Below are 15,798 nucleotides of genomic sequence, written 5' to 3' on the forward strand. Positions count from 1 at the left end.
CGTGAGGATGGAATGATCAGGCGGCGCCGGCGGCTTCGGGAGGCGAACCGGGATAGGCAATCATCCGCGCCCGCAGGGGGATCGCGCCGGGTATCGCATCCGCCATAGTGGAGTCCGATGGCCGGCGCCGGTGTGCAGGGCGCGGCACGAAGCCCGGGGTTCAACGCGAATCGGCGGTGGAGCGGATGTGATGCAGACACGAGGCCAGCGGCCGCGCCGCCCTTGCCTGGCTACGCGAACCGGCGCCTGCTGAACATGTGTCCGTTTCCGCAGCGATACCCATCGGGGTGCCGCCGGGCCGGGCGCCCGCCCGGCGCCGGGTGCGCTGCGACGGACTCAGTCTTCCTCGCCAGACGGCAGGTCGGGGAACAGCACATCGGTGAAGCCGAAGCGCGAGAAGTCGCGTATGCGCATCGGATAGAGAATGCCCTGCAGGTGGTCGCATTCATGCTGCACCACACGAGCGTGGAAGCCTTCGACCTCACGCTCGATACGCTTGCCCTCCAGGTCGTAGCCAGCGTATTTCATCCGCGTGTAGCGCGGCACCACGCCGCGCAGCCCCGGCACCGACAGGCAGCCTTCCCAGCCATCTTCCTGCTCGTCCGACAGCGGCATCAGCTCGGGATTGATCAGCACCGTCTTGGGCACGGTGGGCGCGTCCGGATAGCGCGGATTTCGCTCGAAGCCGAAGATCACCACCTGCAGCCCCACGCCGATCTGCGGGGCTGCCAGGCCGGCGCCATTGGCATGGTCCATGGTCTCGAACATGTCCTCGACCAGCGCACGCAGCTCCGGTGTATTGAAATGAGCCACCGGTTGCGCCACCTGCAGCAGGCGCGGATCGCCCATCCTGAGGATTTCCTGGATCATGCCTGTTCTCCGGAATCGGGTTGTGCATCGGGTTGTGCATCGGCCAGCAAGGCCAGCATGCCGGCCTCGTCGAGCACCGCCACGCCCAGCGCCTGGGCCTTCTCCAGCTTGCTGCCGGCTTCGGTACCAGCCACCACGTAATCGGTCTTCTTGGAGACCGAGCCGGCCACCTTGGCGCCGGCGGCTTCCAGCCGTTCCTTGGCTTGATCGCGTGACAGCGTGGGCAGCGTGCCCGTCAGCACAAAGGTCTTGCCGGCCAGCGGCGCAGGCGCGCGCGCCTGCGGCTCGCTCTCAGCCCAATGGACCCCCGCGGCGCGCAATTGCTCGATTACCTCGACATTGTGCGCCTCGGCAAAGAAATTGACGATGGACTGCGCCACCACCGGCCCCACATCGTTGACCTCGAGCAGCGCCGCCTCGTCGGCCGCCATCAGCCCATCGAGCGAGCCGAAGTGCCGCGCCAGATCCTTGGCCGTCGCCTCGCCCACATGGCGAATGCCCAGTGCGAAGATGAAGCGGTTCAGCGTGGTCCGGCGCGCGGCGTCGACGGCCGCCACCAGGTTGGTGGCCGACTTGTCGGCCATGCGCTCCAGCGCCGCCAGCTTGGCCACGCCCAGCTTGAACAGGTCAGCCGGGGTGCGCACGATGCCCTGGTCCACCAGCTGCTCCACCACTTTGTCGCCCAGGCCTTCGATATCCATGGCGCGGCGCTGGGCGAAATGCAGCAATGCCTGCTTGCGCTGCGCGGCGCAGATCAGGCCGCCGGTGCAGCGGGCGATCGCCTCTCCTTCCAGCCGCTCGATGTGCGAGCCGCACACCGGGCAGGCGACAGGCATGACGAAGGCGCGCGCATCGGCGGGCCGGCGCTCCAGCACCACGGACACCACCTCGGGAATCACGTCGCCGGCGCGGCGCACGATCACCGTGTCGCCGATATGCACGTCCTTGCGCCGCACTTCGTCCTCATTGTGCAGCGTGGCATTGGTCACCGTGACCCCGCCGACAAAGACCGGCGCCAGCCGCGCCACCGGCGTGATGGCACCGGTGCGCCCGACCTGCACCTCGATGTCTTCCACCACCGTGCTCATTTCCTGCGCCGGGAACTTGTGTGCCAGCGCAAAGCGCGGCGCGCGCGAGACAAAGCCCAGCCGCTCCTGCTCAGCCAGAGAGTTGACCTTGTAGACCACGCCGTCGATGTCGTACGGAAGCTGCTCGCGCCGCGCGCCGACGTCCCGGTAGAACCCCAGCAGCCCTTGCGCGCCCTTCACGACCGCGCGCTCCTTGCACACCGGCAGGCCCAGCGCGGCGAGGCCGTCGAGCAGCGCGCTATGCGTGGCCGGGCGCTCCGCGCCCTGCAGCTCGCCCATGCCATAGGCGAAGAAGGACAGCGGCCGGCGCGCGGTGATGCGCGGGTCGAGCTGGCGCAGGCTGCCGGCGGCTGCGTTGCGCGGGTTGACGAAGGTCTTCTCGCCGGCCTCGGCCTGGCGTGCGTTCATCTTGTCGAAATCGGCGCGGAACATCAGCACCTCGCCGCGCACCTCCAGCACCGCCGGCGCGCCGGCCTTCAGCCGCAGCGGGATGCTCTTGATGGTGCGCACATTGGCGGTGACGTCCTCGCCCGATTCGCCGTCGCCGCGCGTGGCGGCCTGCACCAGCCGTCCGTTCTCATAGCGCAGCGACATCGCCAGGCCGTCGAACTTCAGCTCGCAGGCATACTCGACGGCCGCCGCGGCCGAGAACAGGTCGAGCGCGCCCTCGCCGGCAGCTTCCAGGCCCAGGCCCTGGGCGCAGCGGCGGTCGAAGGCGGTCACATCCCCGTCCTCGAAGCCGTTGTTCAGCGACAGCATCGGAATGGCATGGCGCACCGTGGCGAAGGCCGGCAGCGGCGCGCCGCCCACGCGCTGCGTGGGCGAGTCGGGAGTCTGCAGTTCGGGATGCGCGGCCTCGATCTGCTGCAGCTCGCGGAACAGGGCATCGTACTCGGCATCGGGCACGGTGGGCGCGTCCAGCACGTAGTACTCGTGGTTGTAGCGCTCCAGCGTCTCGTGCAGCCACTGCGCGCGTGCGGCAGGCGAAGCGCCCTCGGGCGCGGAGGCCTGGGCCTGCGCGCCGGGTTGGGATCCGGTCATGATGGGGCTCCGGACTAGATGCTGAACAGGCGCAGCGCCACCGGCGAGCCCGCAGGCATGCCGCGCGCCTCCAGCTTGTCGTACAGCACTTCGAGCTGGCCGAAGATGGCGATGAAGGACGCCTCAGTCAGCGGGTGCATATTGTCGTCGACCAGCCGCGCGCCCATGCGTTGCGCCAGGCTGTGGCCATATTCGCAGACGGTCTTGAACGGCTTGGTGGCGCGCGCCACCTGCGGCACGTCGAGCAGCAGCGTGATCTGGCGGCCGGCCTTGACTGTCAGGTCATCGCGCAGGAAGTTGGTGTCGCCGAACTGCAGCGTGAACAGCGCGCGCTGCACGCCGTCCGCGCCGGCCTGGTAGCGCGTGAAGCGCGTGCCGTCGCGCGACAGCACGAGGCCGTCCTGGGTCGCCACGGTTTGCACGTAGGCGGCCGACCAGGGCGCGCCGTCGGAGATCACGTTGACGCCGAGCTGCACGTCGCAAGCGGCGGCGAAACTGTCCAGCTCGCGGCCGTTGGCCACGTTCTCGCTCATGTCGGGCAGGTCCGCCGAGGCATCCAGCGCCTCGGCCAGGCCTTCCACGGCGTTGACGAACTCGGAGAATTCCAGCGCATTGAGCGGGCCGCCGCGGTTGGCGATCTGCACCGCGACCTGCAGGTCATCGTACTGGTGGCCGGCGGTGACCGCCTCCCAGGCGTTGGCCTCGACACGCAGGCCTTCGATATGGACCTGCTTGGTGCCGGCGCGGCGCAGCCGTCCGGTCAAGGGCAGGATGCGATCGCCGGAGGCCTTGCGCTCCAGATGCATCGGCACGATGCAGTCGATCAGCGGATCGATGAGCGCGGGCATCGGCTGGCCTTCGAGGACTTCCGGCCTCATGCCTTCATCGTGGCTGGGCGGCTCGGTCGGGGCCGCTTCCTGCTCCGGGGTTTCGGCCTCGGGCTGGGCATCGGCAGCGGCTTGCTGAACATCCTCTTCGGCCACGCTGGCCGCCACCGCCACCTCGTCGGCGAGCGCCTGGTCGGCATCGGTCGACGCGGCCGCACCGATGGCCGCCGCCGCGTCCAGCGGCGAGGCCGACAAGGTCGGCTCGCGCCGCAGCGCTGCCGGGGCGGCCGCCGGTGTGGGGGCTGGGGCCGGGGCCGGCACCTTGGCCTTGGCGGGCACCGGCTTCACCGCCGGCTGCGCGTGAGCGGACTGGCCCTGCCCGGCGGGCTCGCCGGACTGGGGGTGTTCGGAATGGTCGGGATAGTCGGCGCCGGGCGGCAGTTCAAGGCCCGGTTCGCGCATCGGCGGCAGGCCGTCGTCGGGTTGCAGCGCATGCGGCCGGCGGGCCTTGCGGATCTGCCACTGGTTATAGGCCACCACCAGCAGCAGCAGGACGAGACCGGCGACGATCAGAGCGGTTTGCAGGTCCATTTATGCTGCGGCTCCCTTGTGGATGTTGTTGTTCATTGATTCTAAGAATTCTAGCTCCGACCCGGCCGGCATGCGCCGGGTCGGACGATGATCAGGCCGCTTCTTCCACCATCGACATCGCGGCGTCCATGTCCACCGCGACGATGCGCGACACGCCCTGCTCCTGCATCGTCACGCCGATCAGTTGCTGGGCGATCTCCATCGCGATCTTGTTGTGCGAGATGAAGACAAACTGCGTCTTGTCCGACATGCGCGCCACCATCTTGGCGTAGCGGTCGGTGTTGGCGTCGTCCAGCGGTGCGTCGACCTCGTCCAGCAGGCAGAACGGCGCCGGGTTGAGCTGGAACATGGCGAACACCAGGGCGATCGCGGTCAGCGCCTTCTCCCCGCCCGACAGCAGGTGGATGGTCGAGTTCTTCTTGCCCGGCGGCTGCGCCATGACCTGCACGCCGGCATCGAGGATCTCCTCGCCGGTCATGATCAGCCGCGCCTGGCCACCGCCGAACAGCTGCGGGAACAGCTCGCCGAAGTGCATATTGACGTGGTCGAAGGTGCCCTGCAGCAGCGTGCGGGTTTCCTGGTCGATCTTGCTGATGGCGTCTTCCAGCGTCTGGATCGCATCGTTCAGATCGGCCGATTGCGCATCGAGGAAGGTCTTGCGCTCGCGCGCCGCCGCCAGTTCGTCGAGCGCCGCCATATTGACGGGGCCCAACGCGTTGATGGCGTTGTTGATGCGCGTGACCTCGCCCTGCAGCCAGGACGGCTTCAGGTCGGCGCTCAGCTTGCCGGCCAGCGCCGCCTCGTCGACCTCGGCAGCGGTGAGCTGCTCGGCAAACTGCTCCTGGTTCAGGCGCGCGGCCTGCTCCTTGAGCTGACACTCCGTGATGCGGTCGCGCAGCGGCTGCAGGCTGCGCTCGGCGGCCAGGCGCTGTTCGTCGAACTGGCGCAGCTGGGCCGACAGCGTATCGAGCTCGATGCGCGCGGCATTGAGCTTCTCTTCCTTGCCGGCGCGCACTTCGAGCGCTTCCTGCAGCCCCGTGTGCGCGGTCTGCTCGTTGATGGTCTCCAGCTCGGCGCGCGCATTCTCCAGCGATTCGGCGATGCGCTCGCTTTGGTCGGCGGCCACCTGGATATTGCGGCGCAGTTCCTCGATGCGGTTGCCCAGGTTGCGCTCGGAAAACACGGCTTCCTGTGCGCCACGCTCCAGTTCGCGCAATTGCTGGCGGGCCGCTGCCAGGCGGCCGTCGAGCGCCTCGAAGGCGCCCTGATGGGCCTCGTGGGCGGCCTGCTGGTCGGCCAGCGTGGCGTCGTGCTGCTCGAAGCTGGCCTCGGATTCCGCGCGGATGGCGCGCTGCTCCTCGACCTGCGCCGCGATCTCCTCGAGCTCTTCGCGGATCTGGCCGCTGCGCGCGGCGTAACGCTCCATCGCCTGCGACAGCTTGAGCACGTCCATCTGCAGCGCGTGCACGCGCCGCGTGGCCTGCTCGCTGCGCGTGCGCGCCTCGATCAGCACGCGGCTGGCATGGGTGTAGGCCGTCTCCACGCGTACCGATTGCGTCTTGGCCTCGTCGGCCAGCAGGGTCTGCGCGCGCACCTGCTTCTGCAGGTTCTCGATCTCCTGCGCGCGCGCCAGCATGCCGGCCTGCTCGGAATCCGCCGCGTACAGCTGCACGGCATTGCGGCCGACCAGGTGACCCTCTGCCACCACGAAGGTGGCGCCCTCGGGCAGCGCGGCGCGGCCTGCCAGGGCGGTGGCCATGTCGGCGGCGGTATAGACATTGGCCAGCCAGTCCTGCATCACCGCGCGGATGCCCGGCTCGGCAATCTGCACCAGCGCCATCAGCGGGCGCAGGCCGGGCGGGGTCTCTTGCGGCCGCGCAGCCACGGGCGGCGCATAGAAGGCCAGCTTGGCCGGCGGCGCATCGGAGAGGAAGGCCTTGACCCAGTCCAGGTTGGAGACTTCGAGCGCGGCCAGCTTCTCGCGCAGCACAGACTCCAGCGCGTTCTCCCAGCCGGGTTCGATATGAATCTTCTTCCACAGCCGCGGCAGCTCGGCCAGGTCGTGCTGGGCCAGCCAGGGCTGCACCTTGCCCTCGGTCTGCACGCTGTCCTGGAGCTGCTTGAGCGCCGACAGGCGCGCCTCCAGCGTGGCGATGGCGGCGGCCTCGCCCTGCACGCGCTCCTGCGCGGCGCGGCGCTCGGCATCCAGGCGGGGCACGCTTTCCTCGGCCTCGCCCAGGGCCGCCTGGGATTCCTCCAGCATGGCTTCCTGCTCGGCCAGTTCGGCGCGCAGTTCTTCCAGGCGGACGTCATCGGGGCGATCCAGCCCTTTTTCTTCGCCGGCCAGGCGCTCGCGGCGCTGTTCGAGCTGCTGCAGCATCTGATCGGCGCTGCGCTGCTGCGCGGCCTCCAGCTTGAGCGCCTGCTCGGCCTGGATGATGCCGGCGCGCTGCTCGTTGAGCAGCTGCTGCGCCTCGCGCCACTGCCCTTCGAGCGCGGGTAGCTCCTCGCTGCGCTGGGCCAGCGTATCCTGCGCCTCGATATTGCGGCCCTCGGCCAGCGCGAGTTCTTCCTCCGCCTGTGCCAAGTCATCCGAAGCCTGCTCGGCCTTGTCGCGCCACTGCTCGCCCTGGGTGGTCAGTGCGGCGATCTGCGCCTGCACCCGGTTGCGCGATTCCACCACGTAGCGGATCTCGGCCTCCAGCTTGCTGACCTCGGCGTTGGCCTCATACAGCGCGCCTTGCGCGGCGTGCATATTGTCAGAGGCGCCATAGTGCGCGGCGCGCATGGTCTCCAGCTCCGCCTCGACGTGGCGCAACTGGGCCGTCTGGGCCTCCAGGTCGATCTGGGCCTGCTCGATGGCGCGCTGGTGGCGTTCCTGCTCGGCCAGCGCCTCGCGCTTGCGCAGCATCCACAGCAGGTGCTGCTTCTCTTCGCCGTCGGACTGCAGCGCCTTGTAGCGCTGCGCCACTTCGGCCTGGCCTTCGAGCTTCTCGAGGTTATTGCCCAGCTCGCGCAGGATGTCCTCGACGCGGGTCAGGTTCTCGCGGGTGTCGGAAAGACGGTTTTCGGTCTCGCGGCGTCGTTCCTTGTACTTGGAGACGCCGGCGGCTTCCTCCAGGAAGATGCGCAGGTCCTCGGGCTTGGCCTCGATGATGCGCGAGATCATGCCCTGGCCGATGATGGCGTAGGCGCGCGGGCCCAGGCCCGTGCCCAGGAAGATGTCCTGGATGTCGCGCCGGCGCACCGGCTGGTTATTGATGTAGTAGGACGAGGTGCCGTCGCGCGTCAGCACGCGCTTGACCGCAACCTCGGCGTATTGGCTCCACTGGCCGTTGGCGCGCCCTTCGGCATTGTCGAATACCAGCTCCACGCTGGCGCGGCCCGCCTGCTTGCGCGCAGTCGAGCCGTTGAAGATGACGTCCTGCATGGACTCGCCGCGCAGCTCCGAGGCGCGTGACTCGCCCAGCACCCAGCGCACCGCGTCGATGATGTTCGATTTGCCGCAGCCGTTGGGACCGACAATGCCGACCAGTTGGCCAGGCACTTGAAAATTGGTGGGATCGACGAAGGACTTGAAGCCCGCCAGTTTGATCGAGGACAGTCGCACGGTTGGTCGTGTGGAATCGGCGTAGGAAAGCGTTCGAGGAAACGGGCAGTCGCCGAGCCGCTGGCGAGTGGTGCGGCGCCGCACTCAAGTGCTCCTTGCGCCTCCCGCAGCCCTGGCGTGCCCGATGGCTGGCGCTAATCATACCATCGCCCATCCCGCATCCGGCCGCCTTTTCGCGCAGGCCAGGCATCACTTTCGCTGCAAGATCCGCCGTTTACAGGCGTGGTTGCAAGCACTTTCTCACAAGCTGCGCAGAAGCTGCCGCCGCGCTCCCCCGCCCGACACAGCCCGATACAAGGTGAACGAGAAACTTATCAGGGTTGATGCTAGTCTCTGAATGACAGCGTGACCCCTTATGCCCACCCCTGGCCGGAACCCATGCGAAGCGTTTTCGCGTCCTTTCCTGGGAGGATCGAGCATGACCGCATCATCTCCGCCCCGCCTGCCGTGGTCCGTCGACGAGATCGACTACGGCGCCATCGACATCGGGCGGATGCGTCCCAACCGCCTGCTGTTCTACCTGTTGACGGCGTCGTCCTTCATTGAAAGCGGCTCCGACACCTACGCAGGCAACCTGGCCACCTACTATGTCGACGCGCCGGAAACCGCGACCTGGCTGACCGAGCACTGGGAAGCCGAGGAACTGCAGCACGGCCTCGCCCTGCGGCACTACGTGGAGCGCGTGTGGCCCGAGTTCGACTGGGAACGCGGATTCGCGCGCTTTTTCGACGAATACCGCGCCACCTGCTCCATCGACAATTTCGAACGGACTCTTGCGCTGGAGATGGCGGCACGCTGCGTGGTGGAAACCGGCACCGCGGCGCTGTACCGCGCCATCGAGCAGGCCTCGGACGAACCGGTGCTGCGCAAGCTGAGCCGCCGCATTGCCGACGACGAAGTGCGCCACTACAAGCATTTCTACCGCTATTTCAATGATTTCCGCGGCCGCGAGGGCGTCGGCCGCACCCGCGTGCTGGGTGCGCTGGTACGGCGCCTGGCCGAGATCAAGAACGAGGATGCCGAGATTGCCCTGCGCAACGTCCTGCGCGTGGAGCGGGGCATCGAGGCCGTGTCCGAGCGCGAGGTACGGACCTTGCACTCGAGAGTCAGCGGCATTGTGCGGCGCCACCTGCCGGTCGATATGGCAGTCAAGATGCTGTTGCGCCCCCTGCGCCTGCACAGCGGCGTAGAGCGCACCCTCCACCGCCCCCTGATCGCGCTGGTGTCACGCGCGATGCTTCACTGAGCGGGGCTGTCCCCCGCCGCCCCCGCCGCCCCCGCCGCCCCCGCCGCTCTCGCCGTCTCGGCAGCCCGTCCGGGTGCACGCGGCCGCGCACGGTGCACCAGCCCCGACAGCGCGCCGGCCGCCACGATGCACAAGCCGCCCGCCCCCTCCTTCCAGCTCAGCGTCTCCGCCGCCAGCCACCAGGACGACAAGGCCGCCACCACGATCTCGAACAGCATCAGCAGCGACACCCGGTTGGCCGGCAGGCGCTGCAGCCCGTACTGGACCACGGCATTGCCCAGCACCAGGGTGCCCGCCAGCGCCACCGCCAGCAGCAGCACGGCGCCGTCGCGGCCGGCGGCCGGCCCCGCCAGCGCGGGCTCCAGCCACAAGGCGCAGGGCGCGCTGACGGCCACGCTGCCCAGGAAGACGGCGACCGTGCGCACGCGCGCGTCAACCTGCGGCAGGCGCTGGCCGGCGTGGCGGGACAGCACATTATTGACGGCGAAGCCCATGCCGGCGACCAGCCCCGCCCATTCCGCGAGGTTGGCCGGCACCGGCAGGCCGGCCTCGGGCGACCACAGCATCAGGCCCGCGCCGCCCAGCGCCAGCGCCACCAGCGCCAGGCCCATGGCCGACAGGCGCTCGCCCAGCCACAGCCGGGCGAACAGTGCGGTCCAGACCGGGGTCAGGTAGAAGAGCAGCAAGACCCGCATGACGTGGCCGTTGACGCTGCCCCAGACGAAGCCGGCATTGGTGATGCCTGCGGCCAGCCCGATCGCCAGGAAAAGCCAGGAGCGGCGCAGGCCGCCCAGGTGGCGGCGGAAGGCCAGCAGCGCGATCAGCGCGGCGATCAGGCTCACCAGCGCCGCGGCACGCAGGCCGCCCAGCCCCCAGCCGGCCAGCACGCGGTAGGGAAACCAGGCGATGCCCCAGACCGAGGCGCCCAGCAGGATGGACAGGGAGGATTTGACCGGGTTGAGGTCGGCAGCGTCGTGCTGCAATGCAATGGAAGAGGCGCTCATCGGACCCGAAGGCAAGGGATAGGGGCGAACAGGGCAAAAACTGCGTGAACAGGCCGGACCGGGCGCAGGCGAGCACGGGCATGAGCGGGCACGGTCGTGATCGCCGCCCGCCACGCAGCGCGCAGCAGGCACCGGCATCGGCACTGGCATGGGCCCCGGCGCACCCGGGGCGCGCCGAAAGCCCCGCGCGGTACGCGGCAACGCGCCCTGTTCCTCTATAATGCTCGGTTTCAACCGGCCCTGAACCAGAACGTGAATCCGCGCCTCGACCTGCTCCAGCCCTACCCGTTTGAGAAACTGCGGGTGCTCTTCGCGGACGTGAAGCCCAATGCCGCGAAGCCGGCAATCAGCTTCGGCATCGGCGAACCCAAGCACCCGACGCCTGAGTTCATCAAGACGGCGCTGGCCCAGTCGCTGGCGGGACTGGCGAATTATCCCACAACGGCAGGCTCCGACGCGCTGCGCCAGGCCATCGCCGCCTGGCTGGAGCGCCGCTACAGCCTGCCCAAGGTCGACCCGGCCAGCGAGGTACTGCCGGTGACCGGCTCGCGCGAGGCGCTGTTCGCCTTCGCCCAGACCGTGGTCGACGGCAGCAAGCCCGGCGCGCTGGTGCTGTGCCCGAACCCCTTCTACCAGATCTACGAAGGCGCGGCCCTGCTGGCCGGCGCCACGCCGTTGCTCGCCAACAGCGACCCGGCGCGCAACTTCGCGCCCGCCTTCGACCGCCTCGATGACGCCAGCTGGTCGCGCGTGCAGCTCGCCTATGTGTGCTCGCCGGGCAATCCGACCGGCGCGGTGCTGTCGCTGGAAGACTGGAAGCAGCTGTTCGCGCTGTCCGATCGCCATGGCTTCGTGATCGCCTCGGACGAGTGCTATTCCGAGATCTACTTCGACGAAGGCCGCGCACCGCTGGGCGCGCTGGAGGCCGCCCACAAGCTGGGCCGCGGCTTCGAGCGCCTGGTGATGTTCTCCAGCCTGTCCAAGCGCTCCAACGTGCCCGGCCTGCGCTCGGGCTTCGTGGCCGGCGACGCCGCGCTGCTGAAGAAATTCCTGCTCTACCGCACCTACCATGGCGGCGCCATGAACCCGGCGGTGCAGGCGGCCAGCGTGGCGGCCTGGAACGACGAGGCGCACGTGCGCGACAACCGCGCCGCCTATGTGCGCAAGTTCAACGAAGTGACGCCGATGCTCGCCGAGGTGCTCGACGTGGCGCTGCCCGATGCCGGCTTCTACCTGTGGGCCGATGTGTCGCGCACCGGCCTCGCCGATACCGAATTCGCCGCGCGCCTGCTGGCCGAGCAGAATGTCACCGTGCTGCCCGGCAGCTACCTGGCACGCGAGGCCGGCGGCATCAACCCGGGCGCCGGGCGCGTGCGCATGGCCCTGGTGGCCACCCCCGAGGAATGCCTCGAAGGTGCCCGCCGCATCGTGGAATTCTGCAAGGCGCTGGGCTGACCGCCCGGCTCGTCCAGAGACCAGAGACTGTTGTAGACAACGCTTAACCATCAAGAAACGCATATGACGCAAGCACTGCAAGCCCTGATCGACCAGGCCTGGGAAGACCGCGCCAGCCTGTCGCCGAAGTCCGCCCCCAACGATATCCGCGAAGCAGTGGCCAGCGTCATCGGCCAGCTCGATGCCGGCACGCTGCGCGTGGCCGAGAAGCAGGGCAAGGACTGGATCGTCAACCAGTGGATCAAGAAGGCCGTGCTGCTGTCCTTCCGCCTGGAAGACAACGCGCCGATGGCCGCCGGCGGCTTCACCCAGTTCTATGACAAGGTGCCGAGCAAGTTCGCCGACTGGAGCGCCGACGACTTCGCCAAGGGTGGCTTCCGCGTGGTGCCCCCGGCCGTGGCGCGCCGCGGCTCCTTCATCGCCCGCAACGCAGTGCTGATGCCCTCCTACGTCAACATCGGCGCCTACGTCGATGAAGGCACCATGGTCGACACCTGGGCCACCGTCGGCTCCTGCGCGCAGATCGGCAAGAACGTGCACCTGTCCGGCGGCGTCGGCATCGGCGGCGTGCTGGAGCCGCTGCAGGCCAACCCGGTCATCATCGAGGACAACTGCTTCATCGGCGCGCGCTCCGAGGTGGTGGAAGGCGTGATCGTCGAAGAGAACTCGGTGATCTCGATGGGCGTCTACCTGGGCCAGTCGACCAAGATCTACGACCGCGAAACCGGCGAGATCCACTACGGCCGCGTGCCGGCGGGCTCGGTGGTGGTGGCGGGCAACCTGCCCTCCAAGGACGGCAAGTACAGCCTGTACTGCGCTGTCATCGTCAAGAAGGTCGACGCGCAGACGCGCGCCAAGACCAGCCTGAACGACCTGCTGCGCGGCGACTGAGCGACGGCGCGCGACACGCCCGCCACCGCCCCGAAGGGCGGCGCGGCGGGCGCCGCGCGAGATGATCGTGTCCTCCCTACGCAAGCGCATCATGGCCCTGGATCCCGCCACCGTCAGCACCGTCCTTTCGCTGCTGCCGACCATTCTCGAGCAGGCCAACAAGACCATCGAGAAGATCAAGAAGGGGCGCCGCCGCGAGGATGACGGCGGGACAGGCGCCGGCGCGCGCGACCCGGCCGCGCGCATCGCCGAGCTGGAATCCGCTGCCATGCAGCAGGCCGAAGCCGTCAAGCTGCTGGCCGAGCAGCACGCTATCACCATCGAGGCGCTGCGCAAGGAAGCCGCACGGCTGGATCGCCGGCTGCGCCTGATGACGGCGGTGGCAATGGCCGGCGTGGCACTCGGCATCGGCGCCCTGGTCGTCTCGCTGAACCTGCTGCTGCGCTGAGCGCGGCACGCCCGGATTTCCCGCATTCCCCGCTTTCCCGATCGCGGGCCGCCCGCAGGGCCGGCCCTCCCCGCACAAGCACCACACGCAGCGTAAGCTGAGGCAAGCTCCATGACCGTCCTGCTCTACGGCATTCCCAACTGCGACACCGTCAAGAAGGCCCGCACCTGGCTCGACAGCAACGGCGTCGCCTACACCTTCCACGATTTCAAGAAGCAAGGCGTCAGTGAAGCGCTGCTGCGCGGCTGGCTCGCGCATGTGCCGCTGGCCACGCTGCTCAACCGCAAGGGCACCACGTGGCGTGCCTTGTCGGATGCAGACAAGGCACGTGCCGAGGACGAGGCCGGCGCCATCGCGCTGATGCAGCAGAGCCCCTCGCTGATCAAGCGCCCCGTGCTGGAGCAAGCCGGCAAGGTCGCGGTGGGATTCTCTGCCGACAGCTACGCGGCCCTGTTCTGAAGCCAGCCTGAAGCAAGCGCGCCGCCGCCACGGGCGGCGCGGCACAAAGGCGTAAACTACCGCCCAATATGCCCCCGCGCCCGCCGCGCTTCGCGGCCCGGGCGCAACTAGCCAAGCGATTTACCCCATGACCACCACCCTCGCCCTCACCGAAGACCTGATCCGCCGCCGCTCCGTTACGCCGGCCGACGAAGGCTGCCAGGCCGTGCTGGAGACCCGCCTGAAGGCGCTGGGCTTCACCTGCGAATCCATTGTCAGCGGCCCCGACGAATTCCGCGTCACCAACCTGTGGGCAGTGCGCCGCGGCGCCAAGGGCAAGGAAGGCAAGCTGCTGGTGTTCGCCGGCCACACCGACGTGGTGCCGACCGGTCCGCTCGAACAATGGCATTCGGACCCCTTCGCGCCCACGCATCGTGATGGCAAGCTCTATGGCCGCGGCGCGGCCGACATGAAGACCTCGATCGCCGGTTTCGTCGTCGCGGTCGAGGAATTCATCCAGGCCCACCCCAACCACGCCGGCTCGATCGCCTTCCTGATCACCAGCGACGAAGAAGGCCCGGCACACGACGGCACCGTCAAGGTGGTGGAAGCGCTGGCCGCGCGCGGCGAACGCCTCGACTACTGCGTGGTGGGCGAACCGACCTCGGTCGACACGCTGGGTGACACGGTCAAGAACGGCCGCCGCGGCTCGCTGTCGGGCAAGCTGGTGGTCAAGGGCGTGCAGGGCCATATCGCCTACCCGCACCTGGCCCGCAATCCTATTCACCTGGCCGCGCCGGCGCTGGCCGAACTGGTGGCGGAGCGCTGGGACGAGGGCAATGAGTACTTCCCGCCCACCACCTGGCAGATGTCGAACATCCACGGCGGCACCGGCGCGACCAATGTGATCCCCGGCCACATCACCATCGATTTCAACTTCCGCTTCTCGACGGCCAGCACGCCCGAAGGCCTGAAGGCACGCGTGCAAGCCATCCTCTACCGCCACGGCCTGGACTTCGACCTGGCCTGGACCCTCGGCGGCGAGCCCTTCCTGACCCCGCGCGGCGAGCTCTCCGACGCGATGGCCGCAGCCATCGCCACCGAGACCGGCGTCACCACCGAGCTGTCGACCACCGGCGGCACCTCGGATGGCCGCTTCATCGCCAAGATCTGCCCGCAGGTGGTGGAATTCGGCCCGCCCAATGCCAGCATCCACAAGATCGACGAGCACGTCGAGGTGCGCTTTATCGAGCCGCTGAAGAACATCTACCGCGGCGTGCTGGAACGCCTGGTCGCCTGAGCGCGGCTCCCGTCCCACTGACCACATCGCGCGTTCAACCGAGAACCAAACCCATGCCAACCCCTTCCCCGCTGCGCACTGTGCGCGACCTGCTGCGCCTGGCCGTGTCCCGCTTCACCGCGGCCCAGCTTTCCTTCGGCCACGGCAGCGCCAACGCCTATGACGAGGCGGCCTATCTGGTGCTGCACACGCTGCGCCTGCCGCTCGACACCCTGGACCCCTTTCTCGACGCACGCCTGCTGCCCGAGGAAATCGAGGCCGTGCTGGCTGTGATCGAGCGCCGCGTCAAGGAACGCGTGCCGGCCGCCTACATCACGCATGAGGCCTATATGCACGGCCTGCGCTTCTATGTTGACTCGCGCGTGATCGTGCCGCGCAGCTTCATCGGCGAACTGCTGCAGGAAGGCCTGGAGCCCTGGCTGGGCGACATCGCCGGGATCGGCCCGGTGCTGGAGCTGTGCACCGGTTCGGGCTGCCTGCCCATCCTCGCCGCGCACGTCTGGCCGCAGGCGAAGATCGATGCGGTCGACATCTCGCCCGACGCGCTGGCGGTGGCCCGGCGCAATGTGGCCGACTACAAGATGGGCGAGCGCATCCATCTGTTCGAGGGCGACCTCTACGCCCCGCTGCCACACGGCGCCACCTACGACGTGATCCTGAGCAACCCGCCCTACGTCAACGAAACCTCGATGCAGGCGCTGCCGGCCGAATACCTGGCCGAGCCGCGCATCGCGCTGGCAGGCGGGGACGACGGCATGGACGTGGTGCGCCGCATCATCGCCGGCGCGAAGGCGCGCCTGAACCCGGGCGGCGTGCTGGTGATCGAGATCGGCAACGAGCACGCCAACGTGGAGGCCGCGTTCCCAGATCTGGAGATCGTCTGGCTGCCAGTCAGCGCCGGCGATGACCAGGTTTTCCTGCTCACCTACGACGCGCTGCCGGACTGAGCCGGCGGCCCAGCGGGGCCCCGGGGCCCATGGCCCGCGCTG

General features: G+C 68.7%; 12 protein-coding genes. 7 read left to right on the plus strand and 5 right to left on the minus strand.

Annotated features, from left to right (window positions below):
• Positions 1–336 precede the first annotated feature (336 nt).
• The 4 genes from def to smc form a co-directional block, all read right to left on the minus strand.
• Positions 337–870: a peptide deformylase gene (gene def, locus AC1Z3O_RS10465; protein WP_483515655.1), complete on the minus strand. Its 534-nt coding sequence runs from the start codon at positions 868–870 to the stop codon at positions 337–339.
• On the minus strand, positions 867–2,999 hold the full coding sequence (gene ligA, locus AC1Z3O_RS10470; RefSeq protein ID WP_483515656.1) for an NAD-dependent DNA ligase LigA: 2,133 nt from the start codon (positions 2,997–2,999) through the stop codon (positions 867–869). Before ligA ends, def begins: the two co-directional genes overlap by 4 nt.
• A 14-nt stretch (positions 3,000–3,013) precedes the next feature.
• Positions 3,014–4,417 (minus strand): cell division protein ZipA C-terminal FtsZ-binding domain-containing protein, encoded by a 1,404-nt coding sequence (locus tag AC1Z3O_RS10475; RefSeq protein ID WP_483515657.1) that lies wholly within the window; start codon positions 4,415–4,417, stop codon positions 3,014–3,016.
• Positions 4,418–4,508: 91 nt separating this feature from the next.
• The gene (gene smc / locus AC1Z3O_RS10480; RefSeq protein ID WP_483515658.1) at positions 4,509–8,027 is read right to left on the minus strand and encodes a chromosome segregation protein SMC; all 3,519 of its coding nucleotides are present in this window, start codon (positions 8,025–8,027) and stop codon (positions 4,509–4,511) included.
• A 418-nt stretch (positions 8,028–8,445) separates the two neighbouring features.
• Here smc and AC1Z3O_RS10485 point away from each other — a divergent pair, with 418 nt between their 5' ends.
• Positions 8,446–9,273 (plus strand): ferritin-like domain-containing protein, encoded by an 828-nt coding sequence (locus AC1Z3O_RS10485; protein ID WP_483515659.1) that lies wholly within the window; start codon positions 8,446–8,448, stop codon positions 9,271–9,273.
• Here the strand turns inward: AC1Z3O_RS10485 and AC1Z3O_RS10490 are convergent.
• On the minus strand, positions 9,267–10,277 hold the full coding sequence (locus AC1Z3O_RS10490; protein ID WP_483515660.1) for a DMT family transporter: 1,011 nt from the start codon (positions 10,275–10,277) through the stop codon (positions 9,267–9,269). The two genes, AC1Z3O_RS10485 and AC1Z3O_RS10490, sit on opposite strands and share 7 nt — an antisense overlap.
• A 252-nt stretch (positions 10,278–10,529) precedes the next feature.
• Here AC1Z3O_RS10490 and dapC point away from each other — a divergent pair, with 252 nt between their 5' ends.
• From dapC to prmB, 6 genes are all read left to right on the plus strand, one after another.
• Positions 10,530–11,732: a succinyldiaminopimelate transaminase gene (dapC, locus tag AC1Z3O_RS10495; RefSeq protein ID WP_483515661.1), complete on the plus strand. Its 1,203-nt coding sequence runs from the start codon at positions 10,530–10,532 to the stop codon at positions 11,730–11,732.
• Positions 11,733–11,795: 63 nt separating this feature from the next.
• Entirely contained in the window at positions 11,796–12,623 is an 828-nt protein-coding gene (gene dapD / locus AC1Z3O_RS10500) for a 2,3,4,5-tetrahydropyridine-2,6-dicarboxylate N-succinyltransferase (protein WP_483515662.1), read from the plus strand.
• A gap of 91 nt (positions 12,624–12,714) precedes the next feature.
• Entirely contained in the window at positions 12,715–13,071 is a 357-nt protein-coding gene (locus tag AC1Z3O_RS10505) for a hypothetical protein (protein ID WP_483517574.1), read from the plus strand.
• Positions 13,072–13,182: 111 nt separating this feature from the next.
• Complete coding sequence (locus tag AC1Z3O_RS10510) at positions 13,183–13,530, plus strand: ArsC family reductase (protein ID WP_483515663.1); 348 nt, start codon at positions 13,183–13,185, stop codon at positions 13,528–13,530.
• Between the two features lie 127 nt (positions 13,531–13,657).
• Positions 13,658–14,809 carry a succinyl-diaminopimelate desuccinylase gene (gene dapE, locus AC1Z3O_RS10515; protein ID WP_483515664.1) on the plus strand — a complete coding sequence of 384 codons (1,152 nt, stop codon included), beginning with the start codon at positions 13,658–13,660 and terminating at the stop codon, positions 14,807–14,809.
• A 53-nt stretch (positions 14,810–14,862) separates the two neighbouring features.
• The gene (gene prmB, locus AC1Z3O_RS10520) at positions 14,863–15,756 is read left to right on the plus strand and encodes a 50S ribosomal protein L3 N(5)-glutamine methyltransferase (protein ID WP_483515665.1); all 894 of its coding nucleotides are present in this window, start codon (positions 14,863–14,865) and stop codon (positions 15,754–15,756) included.
• Positions 15,757–15,798: the final 42 nt, after the last annotated feature.

This window comes from Cupriavidus sp. 09_S30 (genome assembly GCF_056930435.1).

Bases quoted from the DNA above. Each gene is read 5' to 3' on its own strand.
- def (WP_483515655.1), bottom strand. From the start codon at position 870: ATGATCCAGGAAATCCTCAGGATGGGCGATCCGCGCCTGCTGCAGGTG.
- ligA (WP_483515656.1), bottom strand. From the start codon at position 2,999: ATGACCGGATCCCAACCCGGCGCGCAGGCCCAGGCCTCCGCGCCCGAG.
- AC1Z3O_RS10475 (WP_483515657.1), bottom strand. From the start codon at position 4,417: ATGGACCTGCAAACCGCTCTGATCGTCGCCGGTCTCGTCCTGCTGCTG.
- AC1Z3O_RS10485 (WP_483515659.1), top strand. From the start codon at position 8,446: ATGACCGCATCATCTCCGCCCCGCCTGCCGTGGTCCGTCGACGAGATC.
- AC1Z3O_RS10490 (WP_483515660.1), bottom strand. From the start codon at position 10,277: ATGAGCGCCTCTTCCATTGCATTGCAGCACGACGCTGCCGACCTCAAC.
- dapD (WP_483515662.1), top strand. From the start codon at position 11,796: ATGACGCAAGCACTGCAAGCCCTGATCGACCAGGCCTGGGAAGACCGC.
- AC1Z3O_RS10505 (WP_483517574.1), top strand. From the start codon at position 12,715: ATGGCCCTGGATCCCGCCACCGTCAGCACCGTCCTTTCGCTGCTGCCG.
- AC1Z3O_RS10510 (WP_483515663.1), top strand. From the start codon at position 13,183: ATGACCGTCCTGCTCTACGGCATTCCCAACTGCGACACCGTCAAGAAG.
- dapE (WP_483515664.1), top strand. From the start codon at position 13,658: ATGACCACCACCCTCGCCCTCACCGAAGACCTGATCCGCCGCCGCTCC.
- prmB (WP_483515665.1), top strand. From the start codon at position 14,863: ATGCCAACCCCTTCCCCGCTGCGCACTGTGCGCGACCTGCTGCGCCTG.